The following is a 25,791-nucleotide window of genomic DNA, read 5'->3' as shown; positions in this document are numbered from 1 at the left end:
CGAAATCGACCCTGCCAGTTAAAAACTGTTACCTATGTGCGTGAACTGATTTGTAACCCATGTGGGTGAGTCATACCCAAGAGCCCTTTTGGTTACTTTTGGGGCTCTTTTCCAAAAGTGACCCGCTGTAAGAGCGGAACCCTAAGCAGCCGTTACCGCAGCAACGGATATGTACTCGGTCAAATCCAACCACATGGTCGGCCCAAAGGCCGCCACGGAAGCAAGCTCCCTCGCCACAGACCACTGGAAATTGTGTAGATACCCATGCCCCGATGAGGGAGTGTCAGTGAATGCATCTTTGGCTGACCCACTGCCATCGGAGGCAAGCTCCCTCCCACAGGGGTTCTGCATTTATCTTGAGGTCTTCACAAAGCCGGGCTTGAGGCCGAACACCTCCACGCCCTGCGGCGTCGATTGCCCGGTGGTCACCTTCACCTGCTCTACCGGCTTATCCATCGCCTCTCGATACTCCACTGTCATGCCATCCTCGCCACGGGTGATTGCCGGCGCCGGCACGATGATCGCCTGGGCATTGTTGTAAGTGACGATGGTCAAGCGTGCGCTCATCCCCAGCCGCACCCGCTGCAACTGCTGCGGCGTCAGCTTGGGGATCGACAGGGTCACAGGAAATTGCGCGCTGCCCTGGCTGTCGCCGGCTATCGCCAGGCCGCTGACCACGCTGACCGAGCCGGTCAGTCGCTCGCCATCAAAACCATCGCCCATCACTTCCACGGCCTGGCCCTGGTGCAATTGGTTGATGTCCAGTTCGGAGACCTTGGCGACGATTTTCAGCCGCTCGATATTGGCCAGGCCGAACAGCACCTGGCCCTGGCTGACCCTGCTGCCGGCCTGCACCGGTGCATTGTTGCTGCCGCCTTGGGCCGAAGGGGTGCTGCTGCCGGGCGCGGGCACGACGATGCCGGAGAATGGCGCCTTGACCTCGCGACCTTCGAGCAACTTGTGCAGGGCGTCGTATTTCACCGTGGCGTTGGTCAGCTCCATATCGGCAATTTGCCGGTACTCGCCTTTGCCTTGCTCCAGCGCCTGCTGCAGTTCGCTGCGGGCCGAGGCGAGGTCCAGTTGTTGTTGCTGGGTCTGTTGCTTGAGGTCGTCCAGCTCATTGCGCGGGATGATGCCGCGCTGGAACAGGTTTTCGCTCTCGGTGAGTTTGCGCTGGGTATTGCCGGCGGTCATTTCTACGGTGCGCAGGCTGCGGCGCGCACGGCTGACGGTGGGGCTGCTGTCCCAGTCCTGCATTTCCTGCACGGTGCGCCGCGCCTTGAGCTGTGCCGAGAGGGCGTCGCGCAGTTGCACTTCGAGGGTGGCCGGGTCCATGCGCAACAGCACCTGGCCGGCCTCGACCCGCTGGCCTTGTTCCACCAGGTTGGCCTCCACATTGCCGTCAAAGGGCGCGGTGAGGGTGAGGGTGGTGTCGGGCTCGATCTTGCCCACCAGGCCGATCTGGTGCACCAGCGGGTCGGGTTTCACCGCCAGCCATTGTTCGCCCACCGGCGCCGTGTTGGCGGCCGGGCTGCGCAGGCTGAGCGCGGTGATCCCCGCAGCCGCCAGCAGCACGATCAAGACAGCACCCAGCAGGCGTTTTTTGTCAGTAGTCATTGAGGGCGATTTCCCAGCTTTCCAGCGTCATGCCCAGGGTCAGATCGAGTTGGGTCTGGGCGTTCAAATAAGCGATCAGTGCATTGAGCTGTGCATTTTCGGCGTTGCGCAGGTCCGTCTCGAAGCTCAGCACCTGGAAGTTGGTGGAGCGTCCGGCGCTGAGTTTTTCCCGCTCGATGTCGATCTTGCGCCGCGACAGCTCCACGGCGCGCTGGGAGATTTCATATTGGCGCCAGCGCGTACCGAGGTCGCGCACCACATCGTTGACGTTGCGCTCCAGTTCCTGGCGCGCGTCGGTGATACGGATCTCCTGGTCCTCCACGTTCACCCGCGCACGCACTTCGGCCTGGCGCGTGCTGATATCACCGATGGGGATCTGCACCTGCACCCCGGCGTAGCTGTCCCAGGTGCGGTTGTTGGTGCTGCCGGCATTGTTATTGTAGGCATCGCGGACCTGGTTCGCCCCGGCCACCAGGTCCACTTGCCAGCGCCCGGAGTCCTTGGCAATCACCAGGTTGAGGTCGGCCTGCTGGCTGCCGAGCAGGGCGGCAAGGTATTCCGGTTGCTGGGTCTGCGCCAGAGTGAACGCCTGGCGCTTGTCGATTTGCATGGGCCTGGCTTCCAGGGCCTCGGTGGCACGAATCGGCGTCGACAGGTCCAGGGCCAGCAGGCGCAGCAGGGCCAGGCGGCTGGTGTCCAGTTGGTTTTGCGCCTCTTCCACGCCCAGTTGCTGGGTGGCGATGTCGGCTTCGGTCTGCACGATTTCGAACTCGGCCATGCGCCCGGCACTGATCAATGCCTTGTTCACTTCCAGCAACGTGCCCGAGCGCTTGAGGGCATCCTGCACGATGCTCAGTTGTTCCTGGGCGCGCAGCAGCTCGCGGTAGGTGGCGATGATCTGGCTGATGGTCTGCGCCACGGTGGCCTTGAGGTTCAGGCGGTTGGCCTGCTCCGACAGGCGCGACAGGCGCAGCGGCGCGGTGGTGGCGTCCCAGCCGGCGCCGCGCATCAGCGGTTGGATGATCGCCAGGTCGAGGCCGTCGCTGCGGTAGCGGCCGGCGCGGTCGGCGTTGGTCAGTTGCTGGGTCCACGCCATGCTCAGCCGCGTGCCGTATTCGCTGAGCAGGCTGGTGGCCGGCGCCAGGTTGGCGTTGCGTGTGTTGTCTGTCGAGCCACGGGTACTGCGGTAATAACTGTTGAGGGTGAGCTTGGGGTTGAACACATCTTCGGCCACGCGCAGGTCGAACTTCTGCGCCACCCGCTGCAGGTAGGCGCTACGGATCGCCGGGTTATTGCGCAGGCCCAGGTACACGGCATCTCCCAGGGTCATGTTGGTGACCTGGGCGTTGAGCGAAACGCCACGCTCATAACCGCTGCGGGTGGTACTGGGCGCTGACGGTTTGATGACGACGTCGGCGGCCACGCCGTGCAGGCTGACCCAGGCGAGCAACCAGAGCCATTTACTCATCGCGCAGGGCCTCCACCGGTTGCAACCGCGAGGCCGAGACCGCCGGGTAAATACCGAAGAACAGCCCCACCAGCAACGTGCTGCCCACGCCCAGGGGCAGGGCGGCGACAGCCAGGGCGAATTCCCAGCCCGACAACCAGGCGTATAGCCAGGCGGCGGTCATGCCCAGCACGGCGCCGCACAGTGCGCCGACGGCGGTGAGGGTCACGGCTTCGAGCAGGAACAGGTTGCGGATATCCCGCTGGCGCGCACCGAGGGCCATGCGAATGCCGATCTCGCGTCGGCGTTCCGAGACGTTCATCAGCATCACATTCATCACACCGACGCCGCCGCCCACCAGGGAGATCGCCCCCAAGGCCAGCAGCAGGTAGGCGAAGGTGCGGCTTTGCCGGGTCATGCCATCGATCATTTGCTGGGGCACCGTGATCTCGACGTCGTGGTCGCTCAGTTGGGTTCGCAGCGCGACGGCGGCGTCCCGCGCCACGCGTTCCATGTCCTCGCCGGGGGCGGCGCGGATGATCACATTGCTGATTTGCGGGTTGGCGTAGATGCGGCGCATGCCGTCCGCAGGCATGAACAGCGTCTCGTTGGCCTGCACCGGCATCAGCATCGCCCGGGGCTGGTTGGACAAAATGCCCACCACCTGAAACAGGTAGTCATTGATGCGCACCCGGTCGCCCAGCTTCAGTGGGTCACCCGGCGCGCCCAGGGCCTGGGCGAGCTGGTCGCCGATCACGCCGTAGGTTTCATTTGCGTCGAAGGGGGACAGGAAGCGTCCTTCGCGCAGCACCAGGCGCATGGTCGGCGGGATATCCGGGGTGATGCCGACGAAGTTCGCGTTGGTGGTGCGGCCATGGAACACCATGGGCCCGCTGAACGGGGTGATCGCGCCGATATGGGCGATCCCCGGCACGGCCCGGCGTACGGCATCGAGGTCGAGCTGGGTGCGCATCGGCACGTTGGCGGTGCCTTTGGGCGGGAACTGGGCGATCAGGGTGTCGGTGCCCATGTCCTTGAAGATCATTGCGGCGTCCACCGCCGCGTTGTGGCCGATATTGATCAGCGCCACCACTGACGAGCTGCCGATCACAATACCCAGCAGTGCCAGGATCGAGCGCTTGCCCAGGGTGCGCAGGCTGACGAACGCTTCGTGCAGCAGTTGGCTGAGGCTCTGTTCGACCCGCAGGTTCATAGGCCGCCAGCCTCATGCACCACACTGTTGCGCACCAGGATCTTGCGCTCCAGGCGCTCGGCGATGTGCGCGTCGTGGGTGACGATGATCAGGGTGACCTGTTGCTCGCGATTGAGCGCCAGGAGCAGGTCCATGATCTCCTGGGCAGTGGTGCTGTCGAGGTTGCCGGTGGGTTCGTCGGCCAGGATCACCGAGGGGTTGCCGACCAGGGCCCGGGCAATCGCTACACGCTGGCGCTGGCCGCCGGACAGGTCGGCGGGGCGGTGATGAGCGCGGTCGGCCAGGCCAACCTGTTCAAGCATGCGCAGTGCCTGTTCTACCGATTCATGGCGTGATACGCCGCGATAGCTCAAGGGCAACGCGACATTATCCAGGGCGCTGAGACGCGGCAGCAGGTTGAAGCTCTGGAACACGAAGCCGATCTGCTGGTTGCGGATCGCCGCCAGTTCATCGGGGCTGGCACTGAAAATATCGTGGCCGGCAAAGTGGTACTGGCCGCAGTTGGGCACGTCCAGCAGGCCGAGGATATTGAGCAGGGTACTTTTGCCAGAGCCCGAAGCACCGAGGATGCCGCAGCTATCGCCGCTGGCGATGGACAAGCACACATCATTGAGAATGGACAGTTGCTGCCCGGCGAGCTCATAACGCTTGCCGATGCCTTGCAGGGAGATCAAGCCTGGGTGCGCGTGGGTGTCTGTCATCATGACTACGCCTGCAGTCTCGACGGTGCCGACACGCCCCCGGAAAATCGTTGTAACAAGTTCGGGAGCCGCCTGGTACGCGTCACGGACTGGTTTAATTTCTTGTTTTTAAAATATTGTTTGAATAGTAACCGCGTTCAATCCGCTTCGCCAGCCATGGATGTAGAGCGGTTTTACGCTTTGAAACGATTTCCAATGCGGCGCCTCACGCCCACAAAAAAACCTTCGACGGCCTTCAATGCGCCACACTGCAAGGCTTTTCAATCATATGGCGCAGTGTCACTACTTGATTTCGAACGACGGCCCCGGTATAAAAAATCAAATAATTTTTTAAAACATATTTCCCACGTGGAACTTCTATGGTCGCGAAGAAAGTCAGCGCTCCAAACATTACCAAGACTCGATTGCTGGATGCGACAGAGGCTCTCTTCATAAAGTACGGATATGACGCGGTTTTGTTACGGCAGATTACCGAGCGTGCCCAGGTCAACCTGGCCGCCGTGAACTACCACTTCGGGGACAAGGACTCCCTGATGAAAACCCTGCTGATGCAGCGCCTGGAGCCGCTTAACGAGCAGCGCCTGGAGTTGCTGGCACGCTGTGAAGCCGAATCCGACGGGCCCCTTGATTGCGACACGCTGCTGGGCGTGCTGTTTGCCCCGGCCATGGGTCTGGAACGCAGCGACCCCGCGAGCGGGGAAGGGCGCTCGTTCATTCGCTTCCTCGGGCGGGTGTACAGCGACACGTCGCCGTTTATCCAGGAATACCTCAAGGTGCATTACCAGCCGGTGTTCCAGCGTTTCTTCGAAGCCTTCGCCCTGGCCTTGCCGGACTTGCCGCGCAACGAGTTGGGGGTGCGCCTGCAATTTGCCCTCAAGGCGATTTCCGGGGTGATGGCCGGTACCGAACTGCGCCTGTTGATGAACTCCATGAGCCTGGGCCGCCCGGCCACGGATGCCGAGGTGATGGCCAAGTTGATCACCCTGGTGTCGGCGGCGATTCGCGTGCCGCAGCAAAGCCCGGAGGCGGAAAACGCGTTGGCCAAGGTGCTGGATACCCAGCGGGCCATTCGCGAACAAGCGGCAGCCCCCGCCGCCAAGGCCTCACGCTGACCTCCCTGTAGGAGCGAGCTTGCTCGCGAAGAACGCACGATCACCGCGGTTAACCAGCCTGAGACCGCTGCGTTATCGTTTAATGCTTTTCGCGAGCAAGCTCGCTCCTACAGTGTTTTGCGCAGGCAAAAAAAAGCCCGCTGGGGCGGCGGGCTTGATGTGCAACGTTTGTAACGGATGAGGCTTCACCCTACGTCCCGGGATGTGAATAATTCGTGAAAAAAATGTAAGAGAAAGTATGAAAGTGTTGACGTGCTTAAACACGTCAAAAGGCCATCTGTTTATATCTTCCAGTGCCCCGCGCTTTTGGCCAAGCGTTGACGCAGTGCATCCACATTTGCCGCCAGTTGCACCGTCAACAATCGGTAGCCATCCAACGCGCTATAGACCGGCGCATCCAGTGTCGGCTTGTCGCCTCCGAGGTGGCCAGGCCGTTCCAGGCGCTCTGTCACCCCGGATTTCAACGCCCGCGCCATGCCCACCAGTTGCACGCGAATCTGCCGGTGCTCGGCCTTCAACATCACCTGCATGCGCGCCATCGCCTGCTCGTCGCGCGGGTCCGGCCGGGTATTGCCGAGAATCTCCAGGGTGCTGATACACATGCGCAGGTGGCGTTGGATGTGGTCCAGCTCGGTCATGGAAATTCGCACTTCCTTGGACACCGATGGCATCAGTGAGCGCAACTGCACGATGGCCGCGTTCAAACGGTTGAGCAGTTTAAGGTGCTCATCATCGGTGACCGACTGGCCGTTGATGATCCGGCTATAGATCGCGGCACAGTCGCGCAATGCGCTGGCCAGGTTGTAGCGCCACGAATACACGGCGTACAGCGGCAGGGCGAAGGAAAATGCCAGGGCCAGGACGATACCGATCAGGATATCGACGGTGCGCCACAGGCCATCCGACAGCGGGTTGTCACCATGCCCGGCGACGATGAACACCGTGATCGCCGACAGCAACGCGATGTAGCCGCCCTTGCCGATGGCGTGATAGGAAAAGAACCCGCACACCACCGACATCAACAGGTAGGTCAGCAAGGGTTGGCCGAAGTAAGCCTGTTGCACCACCAGCAGCAAACCGACGCTGGCGCCGATCAAGGTGCCGTAGGCGCGCTCCACGGCTTTCTTGCCGATATTGCCGTGATGCTGCAAGCCGCCGATCACGATCAGCATGGTCACCGACGCCCACTCACCGTGGGGCAGGTTGATGCCGGTGGTCAGCAGGATCGTCGCCAGCAAGCCGATGGACACGCGCACCGCGTGGATCAGCTTGGCATGACGATAACGGCGATACGGGTCGAGCAGGGGGCGCAGCAGGCGCCGGGCGAAGAGGGGTAGATTCATCGGGAGTAAAGGGGCCTCAGCTAGTCAGGGCGAATTCGGTTCAAGTGTGGGAGGGGGTAAGCTCTAATGCATTTCATCAGTTAAGGAAGAATGCTGTCACTGTGGCGAGCGGGCTTGTCCCGCGTTGGGCTGCGCAGCAGCCCCAAAACCAGCCCCTGCGCAATATCGGGTACACCGCATTTGTCCTTTATTGGGGGCGCTTCGCACCCCAACGCAGGACAAGCCCGCTCGCCACAGGTTACCGGTCGCCCGTTCTATCTCTTAACTGACCGGCATTAGGGCTTGCCCCCTCCCACATTTTCTGCGGTGCGTTTTTAGAAAATGTAGTCGGTGGTCAAGAAGCTCGAATCGCGGTTGCGCAGGATCTCGCTGAGCAACGCCTTGTTGCTGTCCTGGAACTTGGTTGCCACCAGGGTGCGGATCGAAAATACGCGCAACGCATCATGCACCGACAGCGTGCCCTCGGCCGAGTTCTTGCGGCCGTTGAAGGGGAAGGTGTCCGGCCCGCGTTGGCATTGGGCATTGATATTGATCCGGCCGACCTGGTTGGCGAAGGTGTCCACCAGGCGTCCGATTTGCACAGGGTCGGTGCCGAACAGGCTCAACTGTTGGCCGAAGTCCGATTCGAGCACGTAATCGACCACGGTTTCCAGGTCGCGGTAGGGCACGATCGGCACCACCGGGCCGAACTGTTCTTCGTGGTACACACGCATTTGCGGGTTCACCGGGTACAGCACCGCCGGGTAAAAGAACGACCCGCGACTGACGCCACCCTGGGCGTTCACCACCTGGGCGCCGTGCTGCGTCGCATCCGCCACCAGCGCCGTGAGGTAATCCACCTTGCCCACTTCCGGCAGCGGCGTCAGCGACACGCCGTCTTCCCACGGCATGCCGGGTTTGAGCGTGGCCAGTTTCTGGTTGAACTTCTCGATAAAGCGATCGACCACGTCTTCATGCACAAACAGGATCTTCAAGGCCGTGCAACGCTGGCCGTTGAACGACAGCGAGCCAGTGAGCGCCTCGCTGACCGCATTGTCCAGGTCCACCTGCGGCAGCACGATGCCGGGGTTTTTCGCGTCCAGGCCCAAGGCCGCACGCAGGCGGTGTGGCTTGGGATGCAGTTTTTTCAAATCACTGGCGGCCTTGTTGGTGCCGATAAACGCAAAGATATCGATCTTGCCGCTGGCCATCAGCGCGCTGACGGTTTCGCGGCCGCTGCCGTAGATCACATTGATCACCCCGGCCGGGAAACTGTCGCGGAACGCCTCCAGCAACGGACGGATCAGCAGCACACCCAGCTTGGCCGGCTTGAACACCACGGTATTGCCCATGATCAGCGCGGGGATCAGCGTGGTGAACGTCTCGTTCAAGGGGTAGTTGTAGGGGCCCATGCACAGCGCCACGCCCATCGGCACGCGGCGGATCTGGCCGAGCGTGTCCTGCTCCAGTTCGAAGCGGCTGCTACGGCGATCGAGTTCCTTGAGGGCATTGATGGTGTCGGTGATGTAGTCGCAAGTGCGGTCGAACTCTTTTTGCGAGTCCTTGAGGTTCTTGCCGATTTCCCACATCAGCAGCTTGACCACCGCATCACGTTGTTCGCGCATGCGCCGCAGAAACGCTTCGACATGCAGGATGCGTTGCGCCACACGCATTGTCGGCCATTCACCCTGGCCACGGTCATAGGCGCGCACGGCGGCGTCGAGGGCGGTGAGGGCGGTGTCGGCATCCAGCAGTGGTGTGCTGCCAATCTGCACACGCGTGTCGCCCAGTTGCACGGGGCTGAGGACCTGGGCCAACGGACCGTCCCAGACCCGCAACTGGCCGTCGACCAGGTAATCACGCTGTTCGATAGGCGCCGCCAGGCGAAATTGCTCGGGAATGTCGGCGGTGGAAACGGGAAACAGCTGGGCGAGCAGGTTATCGGTGGTCATGTTGCTACCCCTGGAATAGTTGCAAAACATGACTAGAGAGTCACCCAACAACGGTCTCCATGGCAAGGCTTGTGCGCTTTGCAGTACGCAGGGGCGCGCGTGGCGGGTAAACTGCGCGGCTTTCTTGAAGGAGTTCATATGAGTCAGTACCAGCCGGGCATTCTTGCCGCTCCGGTGCCCTTGCAGGCACGCCATCTGTTTTTTGCCGTGGATTCCCTGGACGCCGTGCCCGCTGCGCTGGATGCGTTGGTGCAGCGTGTGGATTCGGCGGCCGTGGTCGGGTTCGGTGAGCCGCTGGTAACCGCCCTGGGCGCACAGATCGACGGTTTGCGCCCATTCCCGGCTGTCAGCGGGCCAGGTGCGCACAACCCCTCCACCCAGCAGGCGCTGTGGGTGTGGTTGCATGGTGTGGATCGCGGTGAGCTGCTGTTGCGCAGTCGCGCCTTTGAAAAAGCCTTGGCCCCGGCTTTTCGACTGGTGCAGTCGACCGAAGGTTTTCGCTTCAAGACCGGCTTCGACCTGACCGACTACGAAGACGGCACCGAAAACCCCCACGACGATGCCGCCGTGGAAGCCGCGCTGACCGACAGCGGTGCCAGCTTCGCCGCGATCCAGCAATGGCAGCACGACCTCGATGGCTTCGCCGCCTTGCCCGCCGAGGAGCGCGACCACATCATCGGCCGCCGCCATGGCGACAACGAAGAACTCGACGACGCCCCCGAATCCGCCCATACCAAACGCACCGCCCAAGAGAGTTTCACCCCGGAAGCTTTCGTGGTACGCCGCTCGATGCCGTGGGCCGAAAATGGCCAGGCTGGCTTGATGTTTCTTGCCTTCGGCCATTCCTTCGACGCATTCGAAGCGCAACTGCGCCGCATGAGCGGGCTGGAAGACGGGATTGTCGATGGCTTGTATCGCATCAGCACGCCGTTGACCGGCGGCTACTACTGGTGCCCGCCGCTTCAGGCCGGGCGCCTGGACCTGGGTGCACTGACGGGCTAAGCGATCCACCCCACGGGCCTGCTGTTTCGAAGCGAACATGAAAACTCTGACAGACAGGCAATCGATCACTGAAAAATGTCGGCACAGCCCTTAGTCTAGAGGCCTTTGTCACCCGCCTGGATCGTTCATGTCTTCTGTTGCCGATGGGTTGCCCTTTAACAAACGCCTGCCGGCGGTCATCGCCATTTCCCTGGGGATCGGCATGGCGACCCTGGACACGGCCATCGTCAACACGGCGCTGCCGACCCTGGCCGAAGGGATCGGCACCGATTCCGCCTCGGTGATCTGGGTGGTCAATGCCTACCAGTTGGCGATTATCGCCACGGTATTGCCGTTCGCTTCGTTGAGCGATGTGCTGGGCCATCGCCGGGTGTACCTCGGCGGTTTGCTGCTGTTTATCCTGTCTTCGCTGTTTTGCGGATTGGCCGGGTCGCTGGTGACCCTGACGGCGGCGCGAGTGGTGCAGGGGTTGGGCGCGGCAGCCATCATGAGCGTGAATACGGCGCTGTTGCGGCATATCTACCCGTCGAAAATGCTGGGCCGTGGCCTGGGCTACAACTCGTTGGTGGTGGGGCTGGCCTTTACCCTGGGGCCGACCGCCGCGTCGGCGATCCTGTCGGTGGCGACCTGGCACTGGCTGTACCTGATCAATGTGCCGTTGGGGCTGTTGGCCCTGGTGTTGGGCCTGCGTTCATTGCCGACCCTGCCCATGACCGGGCATGCCTTCGACCGTCTGGCGGCCGTGCTGTGTGCCGGGTTATTTGCCTTGCTGGTCCTCGGCCTGGGCACGGCGGTGCACGGCGCCCAGGGCGCACTGACCCTGGGCCTGGTCGCGCTGGCGCTGGTCTGTGGCGCGTTGCTGTTGCGCCGGCAGGCCGGGCACCCGGCGCCGATGCTGGCCCTGGATTTGTTCAAGCGGCCGGTGTTTGCCTTGTCTTCCCTCACGGCGATCTGCGCGTTCAGCGCCCAGGGCCTGGCCTTTGTGTCGCTGCCCTTTCTGTTGCAGGCGGTGCTCGGGCATAGCCAAGTGGAAACGGGCTTTCTGATGACGCCCTGGCCAGCCGTCGTGGCGGTCATGGCGCTGGTGGCGGGGCGCCTGGCCGACCGTGTCTCCCTGGGGGCGCTGTGCGGCATCGGCCTGCTGATGCTCAGTGTCGGCATGGCCGCGCTGGCGACACTCGGCAGCGGCGCGTCGACGTTCGATATCGGCTGGCGCATGGCACTGTGCGGTGCCGGGTTTGGCTTTTTCCAGTCGCCCAACCTCAAGGCGCTGATGACCAGTGCGCCGTTGGCGCGCAGCGGTGGGGCCAGTGGCATCGTGGCGATTTCACGGTTACTGGGGCAGACGTTGGGCGCCTCGCTGGTGGCATTGTGTTTCCACCTGTTCCTGGGCAGTGGTCCGCAATATGCCTTGTGGCTGGGCTGCGTGTTCGCATTGGTGGGCGCCGTGGCCAGTGGCTTGCGCTTACTGCCCTATGGGGAAAAAGCGTGATTGGGCGTTGTAAAACCTGGCGTGGGAAGGCTACCTTGGCGACCTGAATATTTCGGGATGTTTCAGATTTATGTCCAGCCTGGCCCTCCGCACCGCTGATACTCACTCCCGTCGCGCCGCGCTGACCCTTGCCTTATGCCTGCCCAGTGATGTGTTGCTCTACCTGCTGCTGCCGATGGAGTACCAGGCGTTCGGCATCACTTTGGCCCAGACCGGGGTGTTGTTGGCCGCCAACCGCCTGGTACGGATTTTCGGTTACCGGCATGTATTGAATTTTTACGCGCGCCACGGCGACCGCTTGACCTGCATGATCGCGGCGGGGGCCGCGACATTGTGCGCCGTGGGCAATTCGATGCTGTCGGGGTTTGCCGCCCTGCTGGGCTTGCGCCTGGTCTGGGGCTTGTGTTTTGCCGCGTTGAACCTGTCCACCCAGGTGCTGGCCACCTCGGAGCCTGCGGGCGCCGCGCGCCGGGCCGGGCGATCGCGGGCGTTGATTGCGCTTGGGCCGATGCTGGCCTTGCCCCTGGGTGGGTTGCTGACGTTGTGGGCCGGGCCGCGTCCGATTTTCCTGATTCTTGCCGGCTGCTGCCTGGTTGGGCTGTGGATGGCGCGCGGTTTGCCCGGCACCGGGCACGACTTGCACAGCACCCCGGGGCGCCGTTTCAAATGGCCCGACAGTGTGGCGCTCTGGTCGTTTATCGAAGGCGTGGCGCTGGATGGCTTGTTTATCTTCGGTCTGTCGATTCAGGCGCAGAAGATCATGGGCGGTGACGCGGTGCTGATCGCCGGGGGCTTGATGGCCCTGCGTTACCTGTCGGAATTGCTCCTCAGCCCCTTGGGGGGGCGCGCGGCACAACGCTTCGGCGCCACCGCCATGTTGTTGCTGTTTTCGTTCTTGAGTGCACTGGCCCTGGCTGCGTTTGGCAGCTATTGGGTGATCATCGGCGCGGCGGCGGTGCTGGTGCTGCGCGCCTTGCAACTGCCCCTCGTGACTACCCTGGTGGCCGAGCGCAACCCCGGTGCCATGCGGGTGTCGGCGTTGGCGTCGAACTCAGTGTGGCGCGATATCGGTGCCGGCCTCGGGCCGCTGCTGGCAGGCCTGTTGCTGCCGGTGGCGTCGGCGCCCTGGGTGTTTGGCCTGGCGGGCGCGGCGATTGCGGTAAGTGCGCTGTTCTGCTGGCGCGCCAAGCGTTCCAGCTGATGGGGCAGGGCGCGTGTATCCGCAGGCTCAAGCGGTTTTGATACTGTCCAGCCAGGCGGGGTTGAAGCGGGTTTGCTCGGTGTCGAGCCCCAGCGCCTGCATCTTGGCCTTATGCGCCTCGATCTCGCCAACCAACTGCGCCTGGGCGCTGGAGTTGGCGTCCAGCTCGTGCATTTGCGTCAGCCCCAGGTGGTAGAAGCGCAGCACCTTGAGCGCGGTCGGGTCGTTGGCCTGCACCCGTTCGGTCACGGTGTGCATCACATTGGTCACGCGCATCAACTGGCGCTTGAGCTGCCAGCCATACACCGCGGGCGCCAGCCACGGCTGGTGCCACAACGGGCCGCGCACCAGGGCAACAGTGATCAACACGCCGGCAAATACACCACCGACGTTGAAGCGAAAGTTATCACCACCAGGCTCGCCGAACAGCATCACGGCCAGGCTCGACAGCAGCATCGCCAGGGCCACGAAAAGCACGGCCACGATCAGCGTGCTGCGACGGGTCTGACGGCGGTAGGTGACGGGGTCGCAGGGTTTGAGCTCGAACATCCGGGGCAGGTCTCCAGAAGGAATGTGCCGGCATCTTCTCATGCCTGGGGCAATCAAGTTGAACGATGGTTTGCGGTACTTCCTCTAAAACGATGCAGGCCACTAACCCCCGTGAGGTGAAGCATCATGCCCGAATACAAGCAGCCGCCGCCCGGCACTCCCGACCCCGACCGCACACCCGGTGAAGAAGAGCGCGATAACGATGCATTGCGCCCCAATGATCCGAAGGAGCGTGACGAACACGATGAGGTGGAGCGCGTCGAGCAAGACCTGGAAACCCTCCACGACAAAGCCCGCCCGCTTTAACAGGAGACAGTCATGAATAAACCCTCGGATGGCCCACACTCCAACGAACATGCCAGCGGCCAGGATGAGCTGGGCTTCGACCCGGACTCGCCGGATGTGGCAGACCCGCAGGTCGACCCGGTAGGTCCGGCCATCGCCCCGCTGGATAGGAAAGGTAAGGACGAGGCGAAAAAAAAGCCGCCCTACGATCCGTTGGGCGACTTGAAACACTAATACGGGCCCCGCCATTGAGCGGGGCTTTGCTTTATTTGGGCGGTGTCCAACTGACGTCGGTGATGCCGTATTTCTCTGCCCAGGGCCGCGTGGTTTTTTTCACCTGCTCGTGACCTACCCGGCCGATACGACTGACATGGGCGATGTCGGCGTCGACGGCTGCCCAGTGCCAGGCTTCGGCGTTGTTCATGATTTCTGCGCGCACCACAAAAGATTTCGGCTGGCCGTGCAGTTGGTAGTGGATGGTGTAGATTTTTGCGGTACTCATGTTGCCTCCCTGTCTTGTTCATAGATGGAGAGGAAAGCGTCCAAAAAGGTTCACTCAAAATGACAAGGTGCATGCCAGGACGGCATAGTGACGCCTTTGCACCGTGCCCAAGGATCGCGCCATGCTCCAGCTGACCCATAGCCGTTTGTACCTGCAACACCTCGGTTACGATGCGCCGCCCGCGCCTACGTTGCAGACCCTGCGGGATTTGCAGCTGCGTCATGTCTGCCGCTTTGCCTTTGAAAGCCTGTCGACCCTGATGAAGCTGCCGGTACCGATCGACCTGCCCAGCGTCGAGCAAAAAGTGTTGTTCGAGGGGCGCGGTGGTTATTGCTACGAGTTGAACCAGATGTTTCTCGCGTTGCTGCAGGAACTGGGTTTCGACGCGCGTGGGATCACCGGCAGGGTGGTGATGGGCGGGCCACCCGATGCACGCACCGCGCGGACCCATCGCCTGAGCCTGGTGACCCTGGACGGCGTGCGCTATATGACCGATGTCGGCTTTGGCGGCATGGTGCCCAGCAGCCCGTTGCTGCTGGACACCGAAGCGGTGCAGGCGACCGCCCATGAACCCTATCGCCTGACCTTCAATGACGGCAGCTACACCCTGTGGGCCCTGGTCGCCGGGGAGTGGCGCGGCTTGTACGTGTTCGACCTGCAAGTGCAGGCGGACATCGATTATGAAATCGGCAATTGGTACGTCTCCACCCACCCAGGTTCGCCGTTTCTCGGCCAGTTGAAAGTGGCACTGCTGGCGCCCGGTCGACGCCACACCTTGAACAACGCTGACTATGCGATTCACACCCTGGATCGCCCCAGCGAAAAACGCCGGATAGACAGTGCCGACGAATTGTCGAGGGTGCTGCACGATACCTTCGGTATTCGCCTGCCAACGCATCCGCAACTTCGCGAAGCGCTGGAGGGCTTAATCCTGGGGCGTCCGTAAGCGCGCGACGAACCGGAAATCAACGAGCTTGACGGGAAACTCACCAACAACGTTTTTTAGGGTGGCAACCTGCTGCCGGGCTTAAACCAAGTCAGCCGGTTGCATCGTCAGAATGATTTTTCCAACATTCTCGGATGATTCCATTCGGCGATGGGCATCGGCCGCACGAGACAGCGGGAACGTGCTGTCAACGACCGGCTCCAGACTTCCGGCGCCCTCGAAGCGATCAAGCCAATGCTCGCGGAAGCGCTTGATCATGTCGTGCTTCTCTGGCTGTGTACGGGACTTCATGACCGTACCGATGATTTGCAAGTGACGGTAAAGGATGTGCTCCAGTTCTACGCTTACCTTACCGCCTCCGCCCAGGATACCGACCTGTACCAGCCGGCCTCCATGGGCAAGGGAAGCGATGTTGCGTGCGAAGTAGGGCTCGCCCACGAAATCAATGACGACATCAACCCCTCGACCATGGGTTTTATCGGCGATGACTTGGGCAAAATCCTGCGTCTTGTAGTCAATGGCCGTATCGGCTCCCAAATGTTCGACACGCGCCAGCTTGCTGCCGTCGGTTGTCGCATACACCGTGGCCCCGGTGGCGTATGCCAGTTGCACGGCGGCAGATCCCACACCACCCGCAGCGGCATGGATCAATACCGAATCGCCGGACTTGAGCCGAGCCAGGTGCATCATTGCTTCATGGGCGGTGACGAAGACCTCGGGAATAGCGGCTGCGTGCACATAGTCCAACTGCGCAGGAATAGGCATGGCCATGCGATAGTCGATGCGTGCAAGCTCGGCGTAGGCCCCACCGCCGACAACGCCCATCACTCGATCTCCGATCTCAAAATCCTTGACCTCATCACCTTTGCCAATCACCTCGCCAGCGATCTCCAGACCGATGATCGGTGAGTCACCGAAATTTGGATGGCCGTAGCCACCTGTTCGATGGGTCAGATCCGCACGGTTCACACCCGCCGCATAGACCCGTACCAGCAAGTCAGTCGGGCGGACTTCAGGGGTGGGAGCGTCTGCCAGTTCAAGTACGTCCGCCGCGCCGAAGGCGCTAATGCTGATGGCTTTCATGGTCAGTTTTTCTCCGATTCGGTAAACGTGGCATTGGCGATAGCGGAGGCGGTGATGGCGCCTGGAAAGCCTACGTAGAACGCCAGGTGAGTGATCGCGGCGGCGATTTCGTCATGGGTCACCCCGTTGCTGACTGCCCGTCGCAAGTGCGCGGGCAACTCTTCAGAGTGACCGCCGGCAATCAATGCCGCCACGGTGATCAGGCTTCGGTCGCGCGGGGACAATGCCGGGTCGCTCCAGATCTGCGGATACAGCGTTGAATCGACGAATTGCGACAGCTTGGGTGTAAACGCCCGGGCCGCTTCACGAGGGCTGCTGAAATTGAGCGTGGACATGATGAGGTCTCCTTAAGCCTGGCTGATGAATTTGTGGGTGAGGTAGTGCTCGATGCCTTCAATGCCGCCTTCCGAACCGTGGCCGCTTTCTTTCATGCCGCCGAAGGGAAGTTCCGTGGCGACGATGCGGTATTGGTTGATGCCGATCATTCCGGCCTCCAACCCGTCAGCGACGTCAATGGCTGTTCGAGCGCTGGACGTGAACGCGTAGGCTGACAGCCCGTAGGGCAGTCGATTTGCCTCCTTCAAACCATCCGCCAAGTGATCGAATGGCATCAGTACGGCGATAGGCCCAAAGGGTTCTTCATGCATGACTCGGGCGCTCATAGGCACATCCGCCAACACGGTGGGCTCAAAAAAGTAGCCGCTGCATTCCAGGCGTTTACCACCGGCCAACACGCGTGCACCTTTGGCGACGGCATCAGCCACCAACGCTTCCATCTTGGCCAACTGCCTTGGATTGGCGAGCGGTCCAACCTGGGTACCAGGCAGCAGGCCATCGCCAATGTTCAACGCGAGGGTGGCCGTCACAAAGTGATCGACAAAGGTTTCGTAGACGTCACGCTGAATCAGAAACCGCGTTGATGAGATGCAGACTTGGCCAGTCCCGCGGAACCGATTGGCAACGCCTTCGACGGCGGCTTTTTCGACGTCGGCGTCATCGAATACCAGCACTGGCCCGTGCCCTCCCAATTCCAGGGTGATGGGCTTGACGCCTTCTGCCGCGCGGGCTGATAGCAGCCGCCCGATGGGAACCGAACCCGTAAAGGTCACCTTTCGAATGATGGAGGAGGCGATCAGGTGGCTGGAAACCTGATCCGGTACACCAAAGACCACCTGCAACACGCCTTTAGGCAAGCCTGCATCGTCGAGTGCACGCGCCAGGGCCAGCGCCGTGGAGGGGCTTTCTTCCCCTGGCTTGAGGATGACACTGCAACCTGCGGCCAAGGCTGCCGAGAGCTTGCGCGCGGGCGTAATGGCTGGGAAATTCCAGGGCGTGAACGCAGCGACAGGACCGATCGCTTGGCGTTTTACCAGTTGCAGCACACCGGGACGATTGGCCGGCACTACGCGCCCATCGATGCGGCGTGCGCTTTCGGCAAACCACTCGAAGTATTCAGCCGCACGCGTGACCTCATCCAGGCTTTCTGCAAGCGGCTTGCCCTCTTCAAGGGTCATTTGCTCGGCAATGTGGGGGGCGCGCTCCAGGATGAGATCGGCAGCACGTTTGAGAATTTTTGCGCGCTTGTCAGGTACGGTCTGGCGCCATTGCTCAAAGCTCAGTTGCGCCACTTCGAGGGCGTGATTGAGGTCGTCGGTGGTGGCGAGTGGAACGCGCCCGATCTCATGTGCGGTTGCGGGGTTGACGACAGCAGCGGTTGCGCGTCCTTCGGCACTGATCCATTCACCACCGATAAAGAGATAAAGCGGGTCGTAAGACGTGTTCATGGGGTTGCCCTTCGGTTGGATTATCAAACGTTCATACAGCTCGGCGCCTGGGGTGCCGCGGCAGGGCTTGTTCAGGCGCCCTGTGCAACCCAGTCTATGGACTGGGAACCGTTTGATTTAGCCGGCCAGGAGGGAATCATTGTTGTGTCTGGAGGGAATATCGAGCACAGGCAGGAGCGTGTAGCATCTGCACTGCCGCACGCGTCATGCGGCGATGACTGTCCGGATCGAAGTTCAAGACGTTAGTGTTTTTTGGTGGCGTACTTCTGCAGTGAAGAACGTTGGGAATTGGATCGACAGGTAGATCTGGATGGATAAGCTTACGAACATGTCGGTGTACGTCAAAGTGGTTGAGATGGGCAGTTTTACTGCTGTGGCTAACCATCTTGACTCTACGGTCGGCAATGTCTCGCGTGCGGTTTCCGCGCTGGAAAACGTGCTCGACACCCGCCTATTGCAGCGCTCGACCCGCCGTCTTTCGGTGACGGACGCTGGCCGGCGCTTTTATGAGCGTTGTACCAAGATTCTGGCGGACCTTGAAAACGCAGAAGCCGAGGCGAGTAATGCCGCGCTGAAACCCAGGGGGACATTGCGTGTGCATTGTGTGCCGGGGCTGGCGCGGCAGTTGGTCACCTCGGCCGTGCTGGAGTACCGCCGGGAATTCCCCGAAGTCACCGTGGACTTATTGCTTTCTCAGCGAATGCCTAACCTTTTGGAAGACCAATTGGACGTGTCTATTCTGATCGCCCGCACGCTGCCGGATTCAGCGTATGTCAGCCAAAAAATCGGTGTTAGCCATTGTGTGCTGGTTGCGTCTCCAGCCTATCTGGAACGACACCCAGCCCCTGTGACGCCGGAAGATCTCAATGATCATCAGTGCTTGCTGTTGGGCACCGTCGATTATGTGCGGGATGAGTGGCAATTGAAGAGCAAGGCCGGGGATGCCACGTTCGCCCCCCAGGGCCCGAGTTTCAGCGTCAATGATATGGACGCAATGGCGTCCGCCATTCGAGAGGGCGCAGGCATAGGTTTGCTGGCCGGCTTTTCAGCTATCGAGGACCTGCGTTCAGGCAGGCTCGTGCGTGTTCTGCCTGAGTATCACACCTACGAGCGCAATGTTTACGCCGTCTACACATCACGGCAGTTCATCGATGCAAAAATTACCCGCTTCATCGAGACGTTAAAAAATCGGGTCGGCACTGAGCTGATGATGACCGCTCAGGAACTCATTGTTTGAACGAAGCCTGGAACCATTCCCCAGCATGCAAAACGGCGCCCGAAGGCGCCGTTTCTGTTTACTGACATCCCGCTAGGCAATCAAACGCCCAGCACCGCGTGCTGCACAAGGGTGAGCAACGGTTGTGGGTACACGCCCAGGAAGAAGGCGAGCAGGGCGATGGCCAGCAGCATCACGCCACCGGCTTTCTGTTCCCAGTGCAGCTCGGCGTCAACACGGCGCAGGTTTGGCTCGATCAGGTACAGGGTGACCATCACGCGCAGGTAGTAGAACACGCCGATGGCACTGCCCAGTACCAGGGATGCAACCAACCACCACTCGTGGGCTTCGACACCGGTAGCGACGATGTAGAACTTGCCGATGAAGCCCGCGGTCAGCGGGATACCGGCCAGGGAGAGCATCATCACGGTCAGCACGGCGGTCAGGTACGGACGGCGCCAGAACAGGCCGCGGTATTCGTACAGGGCGTCGGCGTCACGGCCTTTGTAAGGCGAGGACATCAGGGTGATCACGCCGAACGCGCCGAGGCTGGTGATCACGTAGGTGACCAGGTACACGCCGATCGCTTCCACGGCCAGGCCTTTGCTCGCCACCAGGGCGATCAGCAGGTAGCCGAAGTGGGCGATGGACGAGTAACCCAGCAGACGCTTGAGGTTGTTCTGGGTCAGTGCCAGCAGGTTACCGAACAGGATCGACGCAATGGCGATCACGGTCAGCACGTTGCTCAGCACGCCGGTGTTGGCGGCAGGAGAGATCTGGAACAGACGCACCATCACCGCAAACACGGCAACCTTCGACGCGGTGGCCAGGAACGCGGCGACCGGCGCCGGGGCGCCTTCGTACACGTCCGGGGTCCACAAGTGGAACGGCACCAGCGACAGCTTGAACGCCAGGCCGATCAGCATCATCGCCAGGCCCAGTTGGGCAATCGGCGCGGGGCTGTTGGTGGCGGCCAGGGCGTGACCGATACCGGTGAAGCTCAGGCTGCCGGCTTCGGCGTAGAGCAGGGCCATGCCGAACAACAGGAACGCGGAACCGGCGGCCGACAGCACCATGTACTTGATGCCGGCTTCCAGGGAGCGCTTGTTGAAGAAGGCGTAGGCCACCAGGCCGTAGGTCGGGATCGACAGCAGTTCCAGGCCGATGAACAAGCCGGCCAGGTGCTGCGCGCTGACCAGCACGATGCCGCCGGCCGCAGCCAGCAGGATCAGCAGGTACAGCTCTTCGCGGTTGCCCGGGTAGCCCGTGCCGCCTTCGCCGAGGTAGGCGTGGGCGAGGGTGACGCAGGCCAGGGTCGCCACGAGGATCAGCGCGATATACAGCAACGCGAAGTCATCGATCATCATCAGCGGGGTGACCGCCAGTGGTGCGACCTTGAGTGCCGGGATAATCGACAGCAGGGCCAGGTTCAAGCCCGCGCAGGACAGCAGGAACGTTTGCGAGTGATTGCGGCGCCAGGCGATCGCCAGCATCACCACCACGATGGTGAGGCTGGTGATCAGCAGCGGCGCAAGCGCGATAAAGTGTTGGATCGTGAATTCCATAGCGCTCTTACCGGGCCGAAGCGAGTTGAGAGAAGGCGGTGCCGAACCACTGCTGCACGCCATGCATCGTTGCGGCAGAAGTGTCCAGGAACGGTTGCGGGTAAACGCCGATGTAGATCAGCAAGACCGCAAGACCGAGCACCATGATCAGTTCGCGAGCATCCATCCCGTGCAGCACGGTGTCGGACTTGGCCGGACCGAAGTACGCGCGGTGGATCATGATCAGCGAGTAGACCGAACCGAACACCAGGCCGGAGGTGGCGATGGCGCTGATCCATGGCGTGTGTACGAACGAACCCATCAGGATCAGGAACTCGCCGATGAAGTTGCCGGTACCCGGCAAGCCCAGGGACGCGGCGGCGAAGAACAGGCTGATCGCCGGCAGGTAGGCAATGCGCGACCACACGCCACCCATCTCACGCATGTCACGGGTATGCAGGCGCTCGTACAGCTGGCCACTGAGGATAAACAGCGCGGCAGCCGAGACACCGTGAGCGAGCATCTGGATCACCGCGCCTTGCAACGCCAGCTGGCTACCGGAGTAGATGCCGATCAGCACGAAACCCATATGGGAAACAGACGAGAAGGCGATCAGACGCTTGATGTCGGTTTGCGCAAAGGCCAGGAACGCACCGTAGAAGATCCCGATCAGACCCAGGGTCATGGCGATCGGCGCGAACTCGGCCGAGGCATTCGGGAACAGCGGCAGGGCGAAACGCAGCAGGCCATACGCAGCGGTCTTCAGCAGGATACCGGCCAAGTCCACGGAACCCGCGGTCGGCGCCTGGGCGTGGGCGTCAGGCAGCCAGGAGTGGAACGGCACCACCGGCAGCTTCACCGCGAAGGCGATGAAGAAGCCCAGCATCAGGATGTACTCGGTGGTCAGGGACATCTTGGTTTTCAACAGGTCGGCGTAGTTGAAGGTAATCACGCCCGTGCTGTTGAAGTTGACCAGTACCAGGCCAAGGATCGCCACCAACATGATCAGGCCGGAAGCCTGGGTGAAGATGAAGAACTTGGTCGCCGCGTAGATCCGGGTTTTCTTGCCGTCCGAAGAACTGTGACCCCAGAGCGCGATGAGGAAGTACATCGGCACCAGCATCATTTCCCAGAAGAAGAAGAACATGAACAGGTCGAGGGCGAGGAACACGCCGACAACGCCGCCCAGGATCCACATCAGGTTCAGGTGGAAGAAGCCCACGTGACGCTGGATCTCTTTCCAGGAGCAGAGTACCGAGAGGATACCCAGCAGGCCGGTCAGCAGGATCATCAACAGCGACAGGCCGTCGAGGGCCAGGTGCACGTTGATGCCGAAGCGTTGGATCCACACGTGCTTGAATTCAAGCGCGAACGTCGGATCGACACCCGGTGCCGGAGCAAATGAATAGTCGCCATGGGCCCACAGCCAGAGGCCGAGAGCGAGTTCCAGGGACATGGTCAGCAACGCAATCCAGCGGGGGAGGGTGGCGCTGAAGCGTTCACCCATCCAGCAGAGCAGGCCGCCGATAAAGGGGATCAGGATTAGCCAGGGCAGAATCATGACGGGCTCGTTTCCTTTCGCAAGTTCGCAAAGTTCATATCAGACCGCTACCACAACGATGGCGCCGATCACCAGCACGGCACCGGCCGCCATGGAAGCTGCATACCAACGCAGTTGGCCCGTCTCGGTACGGCTCAGGGCGGTGTGACCGCCTTTGGCAGCGCGCGGGATCAAACCGATGGTCTGGTCCAGCGGGTCTTTACGCAGTACATGACTGATGGCCAGGTATGGCTTGACGAACAGTTTGTCGTAGATCCAGTCGAAGCCCCAGGCAGCGAACCACCAGGCCGAGAGGAAACGGCCGATGCCACTGTTGGCCACGGCGGTCACGAAGCGACGCTTGCCGAGGAACAGCAGGGCCGCCAGCAGGATACCGGCGATGGCAATGGCGCCCGAGGCGATTTCCAGGCTGTGCTTGGCGGCGCCACCGGCATGGCCGGCGCTTTCCGGCAGTACACCGGCCAGTGGCGGGGTGATCAGGGCGCCGATGAAGGTCGACAGGATGATCAGCACCGACAGTGGCAACCAGTGGGAGATGCCATGGCCTGCGTGGGCTTCGGTCTTGGCTTCACCGTGGAAGGTGATGAAGATCAGGCGGAAGGTGTACAGCGAGGTCATGAATGCACCGACCAGGCCTGCATACAGCAGGTTCTGGTTACCGCTGGCAAAGGCTTCCCAGAGGATTTCGTCCTTGGAGTAGAAACCGGCGGTCACCAACGGCAAGGCGGCCAACGCGGCACCACCGACGATGAAGCTGGCGTAGGCCAGTGGCAGTTTCTTCCACAGGCCGCCCATCTTGAAGATGTTCTGCTCGTGGTGGCAGGCAACGATCACCGCACCGGAGGCAAGGAACAACAGGGCCTTGAAGAAGGCGTGGGTCATCAGGTGGAAGATCGCCGCGTCCCAGGCGCCAACGCCCAGGGCCAGGAACATGTAGCCGATCTGGCTCATGGTCGAGTAGGCGAGGATACGCTTGATGTCGGTCTGCACCAGCGCGGCGAAGCCGGCCAGTACCAGGGTCACGCCGCCGACCACGCCCACCAGGTGCAGGATGTCCGGCGCCAGGGTGAACAGGCCGTGGGTACGGGCGATCAGGTAGACACCGGCGGTCACCATGGTCGCGGCGTGGATCAGTGCCGAGACCGGTGTAGGGCCGGCCATCGCATCCGCCAGCCAGGTTTGCAGCGGCAGCTGTGCGGATTTACCCACGGCGCCGCCCAGCAGCATCAGGGTCGCCAGGGTGATCCAGAAGTCACCGACCTGGAATTTCTGCGGTGCCAGCACCAGCAGTTCCTGGATGTTCAGCGTGCCCACTTGTTGGAACAGGATGAACAGGCCGATGGCCATGAACACGTCGCCGATGCGGGTGACGATAAAGGCCTTGAGTGCCGCGTTACCGTTGTTGCGGTTGCTGTAGTAGAAACCGATCAACAGGTACGAGCACAGGCCCACGCCTTCCCAGCCGAAGTACAGGAACAACAGGTTATCGCCGAGCACCAGGAACAGCATGCTGGCGATAAACAGGTTGGTGTACGAGAAGAAGCGCGAGTAGCCCGCTTCACCGCGCATGTACCAGGATGCGAACAGGTGGATCAGGAAGCCCACGCCCACCACCACGCCTAGCATGGTGATCGACAGGCCGTCGACGTAGAGGGCGAAGTTGGGCTTGAAGCCCTCCACCGACATCCATTGCCACAGCACCAGGGTGTAGTGACCGCCTTCGGGTGGCGCGACGTTGAATTGCCAGATGACGTAGGCGGCGACGATCGCCGACAGGCCAATGGAACCCACGCCGATCAGGGCAGAAAGGTTTTCCGACCAGCGTCCACGGGAGAACGACAGCAGCAGGAAACCGATCAGGGGAAATACGAAAGTCAGAAAGATCATGTTCATCCGCGCATCTCACTGGCAGCGTCGATATCAAGCGTGTGGAAGCGACGATACAGTTGCAGCAGGATCGCCAGGCCAATACTGGCCTCGGCGGCTGCCAGGCTGATCACCAGGATGAACATGACTTGTCCATCCGGCTGGCCCCAACGTGCACCCGCCACGATGAACGCCAGTGCCGCAGCGTTCATCATGATTTCCAGGCTCATCAACACGAACAAAATGTTACGGCGGACCATCAGGCCGACCAGGCCAAGGCAGAACAGGATGCCGGCGACCGCCAGACCATGCTCCAAAGGGATAGCAGGCATCGTCATTGCTCCTTGGCTTCGTTGCGGCCCAAGTGGAAGGCGGTGATGGCTGCGGCGAGCAGCAGCATCGAAGCCAGTTCGACCACCAGCAGGTACGGGCCGAACAGGCTGATGCCCACGGCTTTCGCATCCACGGTGGTGTGGCCGATGGCCTGGCCGCTCTGGTGAGCGAACAGCACATACAGCAGTTCACCCAGCAGCAGGGCTGCGAGGACGACCGGGCCGAGCCAGATGCCGGGCTTGAGCCAGACGCGCTCCTGGGCGACCGAAGCCGGCCCGAGGTTGAGCATCATCACCACAAACACGAACAGCACCATGATGGCGCCGGCGTAGGCGATCACTTCCAGGACACCGGCGAACGGTGCGCCGAGGCTGAAGAAGGTCATGGCCACGGCGATCAGCGAAATGATCAGATAGAGCAGGGCGTGCACGGGGTTGGTGTTGGTGATCACGCGAAGCGTGGACACAACCGCGATACCCGATGCGAAATAGAAAGCGAATTCCATCTTTCTTCCTTAAGGCAGCAAGCTCTTCACGTTGATCGGCTCGGCTTCGTTTTGTGCGGCGCCCTTCGGCTTACCGGCAACGGCCATACCTGCAACACGATAGAAGTTGTAATCAGGGTTTTTACCGGGACCAGAGATCAGCAGATCTTCTTTCTCGTACACCAGGTCCTGACGTTTGAACTCGGCCATCTCGAAATCCGGTGTGAGCTGGATCGCGGTGGTCGGGCAAGCTTCCTCGCACAGGCCGCAGAAAATGCAGCGCGAGAAGTTGATGCGGAAGAAGTCCGGGTACCAGCGACCGTCTTCGGTTTCAGCTTTCTGCAGGGAGATGCAACCCACCGGGCACGCCACGGCGCACAGGTTGCAGGCTACGCAACGCTCTTCGCCATCGGGGTCGCGGGTCAGCACGATGCGGCCGCGATAGCGCGGCGGCAGGTACACCGCTTCTTCCGGGTATTGCAGGGTGTCGCGTTTGCGGAAGCCGTGACCGAACACCATCACCAGGCTTCGCAACTGGGTACCGGTACCCTTAACGATGTCGCCAATATATTTGAACAT

At 61.5% G+C, this 25,791-nt stretch carries 25 protein-coding genes; 8 read left to right on the top strand and 17 right to left on the bottom strand.

Annotated features, from left to right (window positions below; translation table 11 throughout):
• Positions 1–351: 351 nt before the first annotated feature.
• From AC1Q6I_RS26340 to AC1Q6I_RS26325, 4 genes are read right to left on the bottom strand one after another with little or no spacing between them, the layout of a single operon-like run.
• On the bottom strand, positions 352–1,617 hold the full coding sequence (locus AC1Q6I_RS26340; protein ID WP_024076200.1) for an efflux RND transporter periplasmic adaptor subunit: 1,266 nt from the start codon (positions 1,615–1,617) through the stop codon (positions 352–354).
• Complete coding sequence (locus AC1Q6I_RS26335) at positions 1,607–3,085, bottom strand: TolC family protein (protein ID WP_024076199.1); 1,479 nt, start codon at positions 3,083–3,085, stop codon at positions 1,607–1,609. The genes AC1Q6I_RS26340 and AC1Q6I_RS26335 overlap by 11 nt, the downstream gene beginning before the upstream one ends.
• A complete protein-coding gene (locus AC1Q6I_RS26330; RefSeq protein ID WP_069076508.1) occupies positions 3,078–4,277 on the bottom strand; it encodes an ABC transporter permease in 1,200 nt (399 codons plus the stop codon). The genes AC1Q6I_RS26335 and AC1Q6I_RS26330 overlap by 8 nt, the downstream gene beginning before the upstream one ends.
• The gene (locus AC1Q6I_RS26325) at positions 4,274–4,981 is read right to left on the bottom strand and encodes an ABC transporter ATP-binding protein (protein ID WP_102625034.1); all 708 of its coding nucleotides are present in this window, start codon (positions 4,979–4,981) and stop codon (positions 4,274–4,276) included. Before AC1Q6I_RS26325 ends, AC1Q6I_RS26330 begins: the two co-directional genes overlap by 4 nt.
• 356 nt (positions 4,982–5,337) lie before the next feature.
• Here AC1Q6I_RS26325 and AC1Q6I_RS26320 point away from each other — a divergent pair, with 356 nt between their 5' ends.
• On the top strand, positions 5,338–6,090 hold the full coding sequence (locus AC1Q6I_RS26320; RefSeq protein WP_069076510.1) for a TetR/AcrR family transcriptional regulator: 753 nt from the start codon (positions 5,338–5,340) through the stop codon (positions 6,088–6,090).
• 281 nt (positions 6,091–6,371) lie between these two features.
• Here AC1Q6I_RS26320 and AC1Q6I_RS26315 read toward each other — a convergent pair whose 3' ends face one another.
• The gene (locus tag AC1Q6I_RS26315; RefSeq protein ID WP_024076195.1) at positions 6,372–7,433 is read right to left on the bottom strand and encodes an FUSC family protein; all 1,062 of its coding nucleotides are present in this window, start codon (positions 7,431–7,433) and stop codon (positions 6,372–6,374) included.
• A gap of 314 nt (positions 7,434–7,747) precedes the next feature.
• Positions 7,748–9,364, bottom strand: coding sequence for an NADP-dependent glyceraldehyde-3-phosphate dehydrogenase (locus AC1Q6I_RS26310; protein WP_069076511.1), 1,617 nt, complete (start codon positions 9,362–9,364; stop codon positions 7,748–7,750).
• Between the two features lie 138 nt (positions 9,365–9,502).
• Between AC1Q6I_RS26310 and AC1Q6I_RS26305 the strand changes: the two genes are divergently transcribed.
• From AC1Q6I_RS26305 to AC1Q6I_RS26295, 3 genes are all read left to right on the top strand, one after another.
• Complete coding sequence (locus AC1Q6I_RS26305; RefSeq protein ID WP_024076193.1) at positions 9,503–10,366, top strand: Dyp-type peroxidase; 864 nt, start codon at positions 9,503–9,505, stop codon at positions 10,364–10,366.
• A gap of 127 nt (positions 10,367–10,493) precedes the next feature.
• Positions 10,494–11,858, top strand: a complete 1,365-nt coding sequence (locus tag AC1Q6I_RS26300) for an MFS transporter (RefSeq protein WP_024076192.1) — start codon at positions 10,494–10,496, stop codon at positions 11,856–11,858.
• Positions 11,859–11,928: 70 nt separating this feature from the next.
• Entirely contained in the window at positions 11,929–13,059 is a 1,131-nt protein-coding gene (locus AC1Q6I_RS26295; RefSeq protein ID WP_102625035.1) for an MFS transporter, read from the top strand.
• 27 nt (positions 13,060–13,086) lie between these two features.
• Here AC1Q6I_RS26295 and AC1Q6I_RS26290 read toward each other — a convergent pair whose 3' ends face one another.
• On the bottom strand, positions 13,087–13,608 hold the full coding sequence (locus tag AC1Q6I_RS26290; RefSeq protein WP_069076513.1) for a DUF3087 domain-containing protein: 522 nt from the start codon (positions 13,606–13,608) through the stop codon (positions 13,087–13,089).
• Positions 13,609–13,734: 126 nt separating this feature from the next.
• Here AC1Q6I_RS26290 and AC1Q6I_RS26285 point away from each other — a divergent pair, with 126 nt between their 5' ends.
• Together AC1Q6I_RS26285 and AC1Q6I_RS26280 are read left to right on the top strand one after the other, a co-directional pair.
• Positions 13,735–13,914: a hypothetical protein gene (locus tag AC1Q6I_RS26285; RefSeq protein ID WP_024076189.1), complete on the top strand. Its 180-nt coding sequence runs from the start codon at positions 13,735–13,737 to the stop codon at positions 13,912–13,914.
• Positions 13,915–13,926: 12 nt separating this feature from the next.
• Positions 13,927–14,127, top strand: a complete 201-nt coding sequence (locus AC1Q6I_RS26280) for a DUF6021 family protein (RefSeq protein ID WP_024076188.1) — start codon at positions 13,927–13,929, stop codon at positions 14,125–14,127.
• A 31-nt stretch (positions 14,128–14,158) separates the two neighbouring features.
• On the opposite strand, the gene AC1Q6I_RS26275 is transcribed toward AC1Q6I_RS26280, so the two are convergent.
• Positions 14,159–14,395 (bottom strand): DUF6555 family protein, encoded by a 237-nt coding sequence (locus AC1Q6I_RS26275; protein WP_024076187.1) that lies wholly within the window; start codon positions 14,393–14,395, stop codon positions 14,159–14,161.
• 121 nt (positions 14,396–14,516) lie between these two features.
• Here AC1Q6I_RS26275 and AC1Q6I_RS26270 point away from each other — a divergent pair, with 121 nt between their 5' ends.
• The gene (locus AC1Q6I_RS26270) at positions 14,517–15,341 is read left to right on the top strand and encodes an arylamine N-acetyltransferase family protein (RefSeq protein ID WP_102625036.1); all 825 of its coding nucleotides are present in this window, start codon (positions 14,517–14,519) and stop codon (positions 15,339–15,341) included.
• Positions 15,342–15,422: 81 nt separating this feature from the next.
• Here the strand turns inward: AC1Q6I_RS26270 and AC1Q6I_RS26265 are convergent, their stop codons facing one another.
• From AC1Q6I_RS26265 to AC1Q6I_RS26255, 3 genes are read right to left on the bottom strand one after another with little or no spacing between them, the layout of a single operon-like run.
• A complete protein-coding gene (locus tag AC1Q6I_RS26265) occupies positions 15,423–16,424 on the bottom strand; it encodes an NAD(P)H-quinone oxidoreductase (protein WP_102625037.1) in 1,002 nt (333 codons plus the stop codon).
• A gap of 2 nt (positions 16,425–16,426) precedes the next feature.
• Positions 16,427–16,759 carry a carboxymuconolactone decarboxylase family protein gene (locus tag AC1Q6I_RS26260; protein WP_024076184.1) on the bottom strand — a complete coding sequence of 111 codons (333 nt, stop codon included), beginning with the start codon at positions 16,757–16,759 and terminating at the stop codon, positions 16,427–16,429.
• A gap of 12 nt (positions 16,760–16,771) precedes the next feature.
• Positions 16,772–18,208 (bottom strand): NAD-dependent succinate-semialdehyde dehydrogenase, encoded by a 1,437-nt coding sequence (locus AC1Q6I_RS26255; RefSeq protein WP_069076515.1) that lies wholly within the window; start codon positions 18,206–18,208, stop codon positions 16,772–16,774.
• Positions 18,209–18,518: 310 nt separating this feature from the next.
• Here AC1Q6I_RS26255 and AC1Q6I_RS26250 point away from each other — a divergent pair, with 310 nt between their 5' ends.
• Positions 18,519–19,445, top strand: coding sequence for a LysR family transcriptional regulator (locus AC1Q6I_RS26250; RefSeq protein WP_069076516.1), 927 nt, complete (start codon positions 18,519–18,521; stop codon positions 19,443–19,445).
• An 80-nt stretch (positions 19,446–19,525) separates the two neighbouring features.
• Here the strand turns inward: AC1Q6I_RS26250 and nuoN are convergent, their stop codons facing one another.
• The 6 genes from nuoN to nuoI are packed head-to-tail and all read right to left on the bottom strand — an operon-like array spanning position 19,526 to position 25,791.
• Entirely contained in the window at positions 19,526–20,989 is a 1,464-nt protein-coding gene (nuoN, locus tag AC1Q6I_RS26245) for an NADH-quinone oxidoreductase subunit NuoN (RefSeq protein ID WP_024076181.1), read from the bottom strand.
• Positions 20,990–20,996: 7 nt separating this feature from the next.
• Positions 20,997–22,529, bottom strand: a complete 1,533-nt coding sequence (gene nuoM, locus AC1Q6I_RS26240; RefSeq protein WP_024076180.1) for an NADH-quinone oxidoreductase subunit M — start codon at positions 22,527–22,529, stop codon at positions 20,997–20,999.
• A 39-nt stretch (positions 22,530–22,568) separates the two neighbouring features.
• Entirely contained in the window at positions 22,569–24,422 is a 1,854-nt protein-coding gene (gene nuoL / locus AC1Q6I_RS26235) for an NADH-quinone oxidoreductase subunit L (protein ID WP_024076179.1), read from the bottom strand.
• Positions 24,419–24,727: an NADH-quinone oxidoreductase subunit NuoK gene (gene nuoK, locus AC1Q6I_RS26230; protein ID WP_003174727.1), complete on the bottom strand. Its 309-nt coding sequence runs from the start codon at positions 24,725–24,727 to the stop codon at positions 24,419–24,421. Before nuoK ends, nuoL begins: the two co-directional genes overlap by 4 nt.
• A 2-nt stretch (positions 24,728–24,729) precedes the next feature.
• On the bottom strand, positions 24,730–25,233 hold the full coding sequence (gene nuoJ / locus AC1Q6I_RS26225; protein ID WP_003174726.1) for an NADH-quinone oxidoreductase subunit J: 504 nt from the start codon (positions 25,231–25,233) through the stop codon (positions 24,730–24,732).
• 9 nt (positions 25,234–25,242) lie between these two features.
• Entirely contained in the window at positions 25,243–25,791 is a 549-nt protein-coding gene (gene nuoI, locus AC1Q6I_RS26220; RefSeq protein ID WP_003174725.1) for an NADH-quinone oxidoreductase subunit NuoI, read from the bottom strand.

The organism is Pseudomonas sp. MPR-R2A5 (assembly GCF_058793055.1).
Note: the sequence above shows the minus strand (reverse complement) of the source record. Positions and strands in the feature narration are given on the sequence as shown.

What these genes read in the sequence shown, in the direction of transcription:
- AC1Q6I_RS26340 (WP_024076200.1), bottom strand. Translation starts at nt 1,617, where the DNA reads ATGACTACTGACAAAAAACGCCTGCTGGGTGCTGTCTTGATCGTGCTG.
- AC1Q6I_RS26335 (WP_024076199.1), bottom strand. Translation starts at nt 3,085, where the DNA reads ATGAGTAAATGGCTCTGGTTGCTCGCCTGGGTCAGCCTGCACGGCGTG.
- AC1Q6I_RS26330 (WP_069076508.1), bottom strand. Translation starts at nt 4,277, where the DNA reads ATGAACCTGCGGGTCGAACAGAGCCTCAGCCAACTGCTGCACGAAGCG.
- AC1Q6I_RS26325 (WP_102625034.1), bottom strand. Translation starts at nt 4,981, where the DNA reads ATGATGACAGACACCCACGCGCACCCAGGCTTGATCTCCCTGCAAGGC.
- AC1Q6I_RS26320 (WP_069076510.1), top strand. Translation starts at nt 5,338, where the DNA reads ATGGTCGCGAAGAAAGTCAGCGCTCCAAACATTACCAAGACTCGATTG.
- AC1Q6I_RS26315 (WP_024076195.1), bottom strand. Translation starts at nt 7,433, where the DNA reads ATGAATCTACCCCTCTTCGCCCGGCGCCTGCTGCGCCCCCTGCTCGAC.
- AC1Q6I_RS26310 (WP_069076511.1), bottom strand. Translation starts at nt 9,364, where the DNA reads ATGACCACCGATAACCTGCTCGCCCAGCTGTTTCCCGTTTCCACCGCC.
- AC1Q6I_RS26305 (WP_024076193.1), top strand. Translation starts at nt 9,503, where the DNA reads ATGAGTCAGTACCAGCCGGGCATTCTTGCCGCTCCGGTGCCCTTGCAG.
- AC1Q6I_RS26300 (WP_024076192.1), top strand. Translation starts at nt 10,494, where the DNA reads ATGTCTTCTGTTGCCGATGGGTTGCCCTTTAACAAACGCCTGCCGGCG.
- AC1Q6I_RS26295 (WP_102625035.1), top strand. Translation starts at nt 11,929, where the DNA reads ATGTCCAGCCTGGCCCTCCGCACCGCTGATACTCACTCCCGTCGCGCC.
- AC1Q6I_RS26290 (WP_069076513.1), bottom strand. Translation starts at nt 13,608, where the DNA reads ATGTTCGAGCTCAAACCCTGCGACCCCGTCACCTACCGCCGTCAGACC.
- AC1Q6I_RS26285 (WP_024076189.1), top strand. Translation starts at nt 13,735, where the DNA reads ATGCCCGAATACAAGCAGCCGCCGCCCGGCACTCCCGACCCCGACCGC.
- AC1Q6I_RS26280 (WP_024076188.1), top strand. Translation starts at nt 13,927, where the DNA reads ATGAATAAACCCTCGGATGGCCCACACTCCAACGAACATGCCAGCGGC.
- AC1Q6I_RS26275 (WP_024076187.1), bottom strand. Translation starts at nt 14,395, where the DNA reads ATGAGTACCGCAAAAATCTACACCATCCACTACCAACTGCACGGCCAG.
- AC1Q6I_RS26270 (WP_102625036.1), top strand. Translation starts at nt 14,517, where the DNA reads ATGCTCCAGCTGACCCATAGCCGTTTGTACCTGCAACACCTCGGTTAC.
- AC1Q6I_RS26265 (WP_102625037.1), bottom strand. Translation starts at nt 16,424, where the DNA reads ATGAAAGCCATCAGCATTAGCGCCTTCGGCGCGGCGGACGTACTTGAA.
- AC1Q6I_RS26260 (WP_024076184.1), bottom strand. Translation starts at nt 16,759, where the DNA reads ATGTCCACGCTCAATTTCAGCAGCCCTCGTGAAGCGGCCCGGGCGTTT.
- AC1Q6I_RS26255 (WP_069076515.1), bottom strand. Translation starts at nt 18,208, where the DNA reads ATGAACACGTCTTACGACCCGCTTTATCTCTTTATCGGTGGTGAATGG.
- AC1Q6I_RS26250 (WP_069076516.1), top strand. Translation starts at nt 18,519, where the DNA reads ATGGATAAGCTTACGAACATGTCGGTGTACGTCAAAGTGGTTGAGATG.
- nuoN (WP_024076181.1), bottom strand. Translation starts at nt 20,989, where the DNA reads ATGGAATTCACGATCCAACACTTTATCGCGCTTGCGCCGCTGCTGATC.
- nuoM (WP_024076180.1), bottom strand. Translation starts at nt 22,529, where the DNA reads ATGATTCTGCCCTGGCTAATCCTGATCCCCTTTATCGGCGGCCTGCTC.
- nuoL (WP_024076179.1), bottom strand. Translation starts at nt 24,422, where the DNA reads ATGAACATGATCTTTCTGACTTTCGTATTTCCCCTGATCGGTTTCCTG.
- nuoK (WP_003174727.1), bottom strand. Translation starts at nt 24,727, where the DNA reads ATGCCTGCTATCCCTTTGGAGCATGGTCTGGCGGTCGCCGGCATCCTG.
- nuoJ (WP_003174726.1), bottom strand. Translation starts at nt 25,233, where the DNA reads ATGGAATTCGCTTTCTATTTCGCATCGGGTATCGCGGTTGTGTCCACG.
- nuoI (WP_003174725.1), bottom strand. Translation starts at nt 25,791, where the DNA reads ATGTTCAAATATATTGGCGACATCGTTAAGGGTACCGGTACCCAGTTG.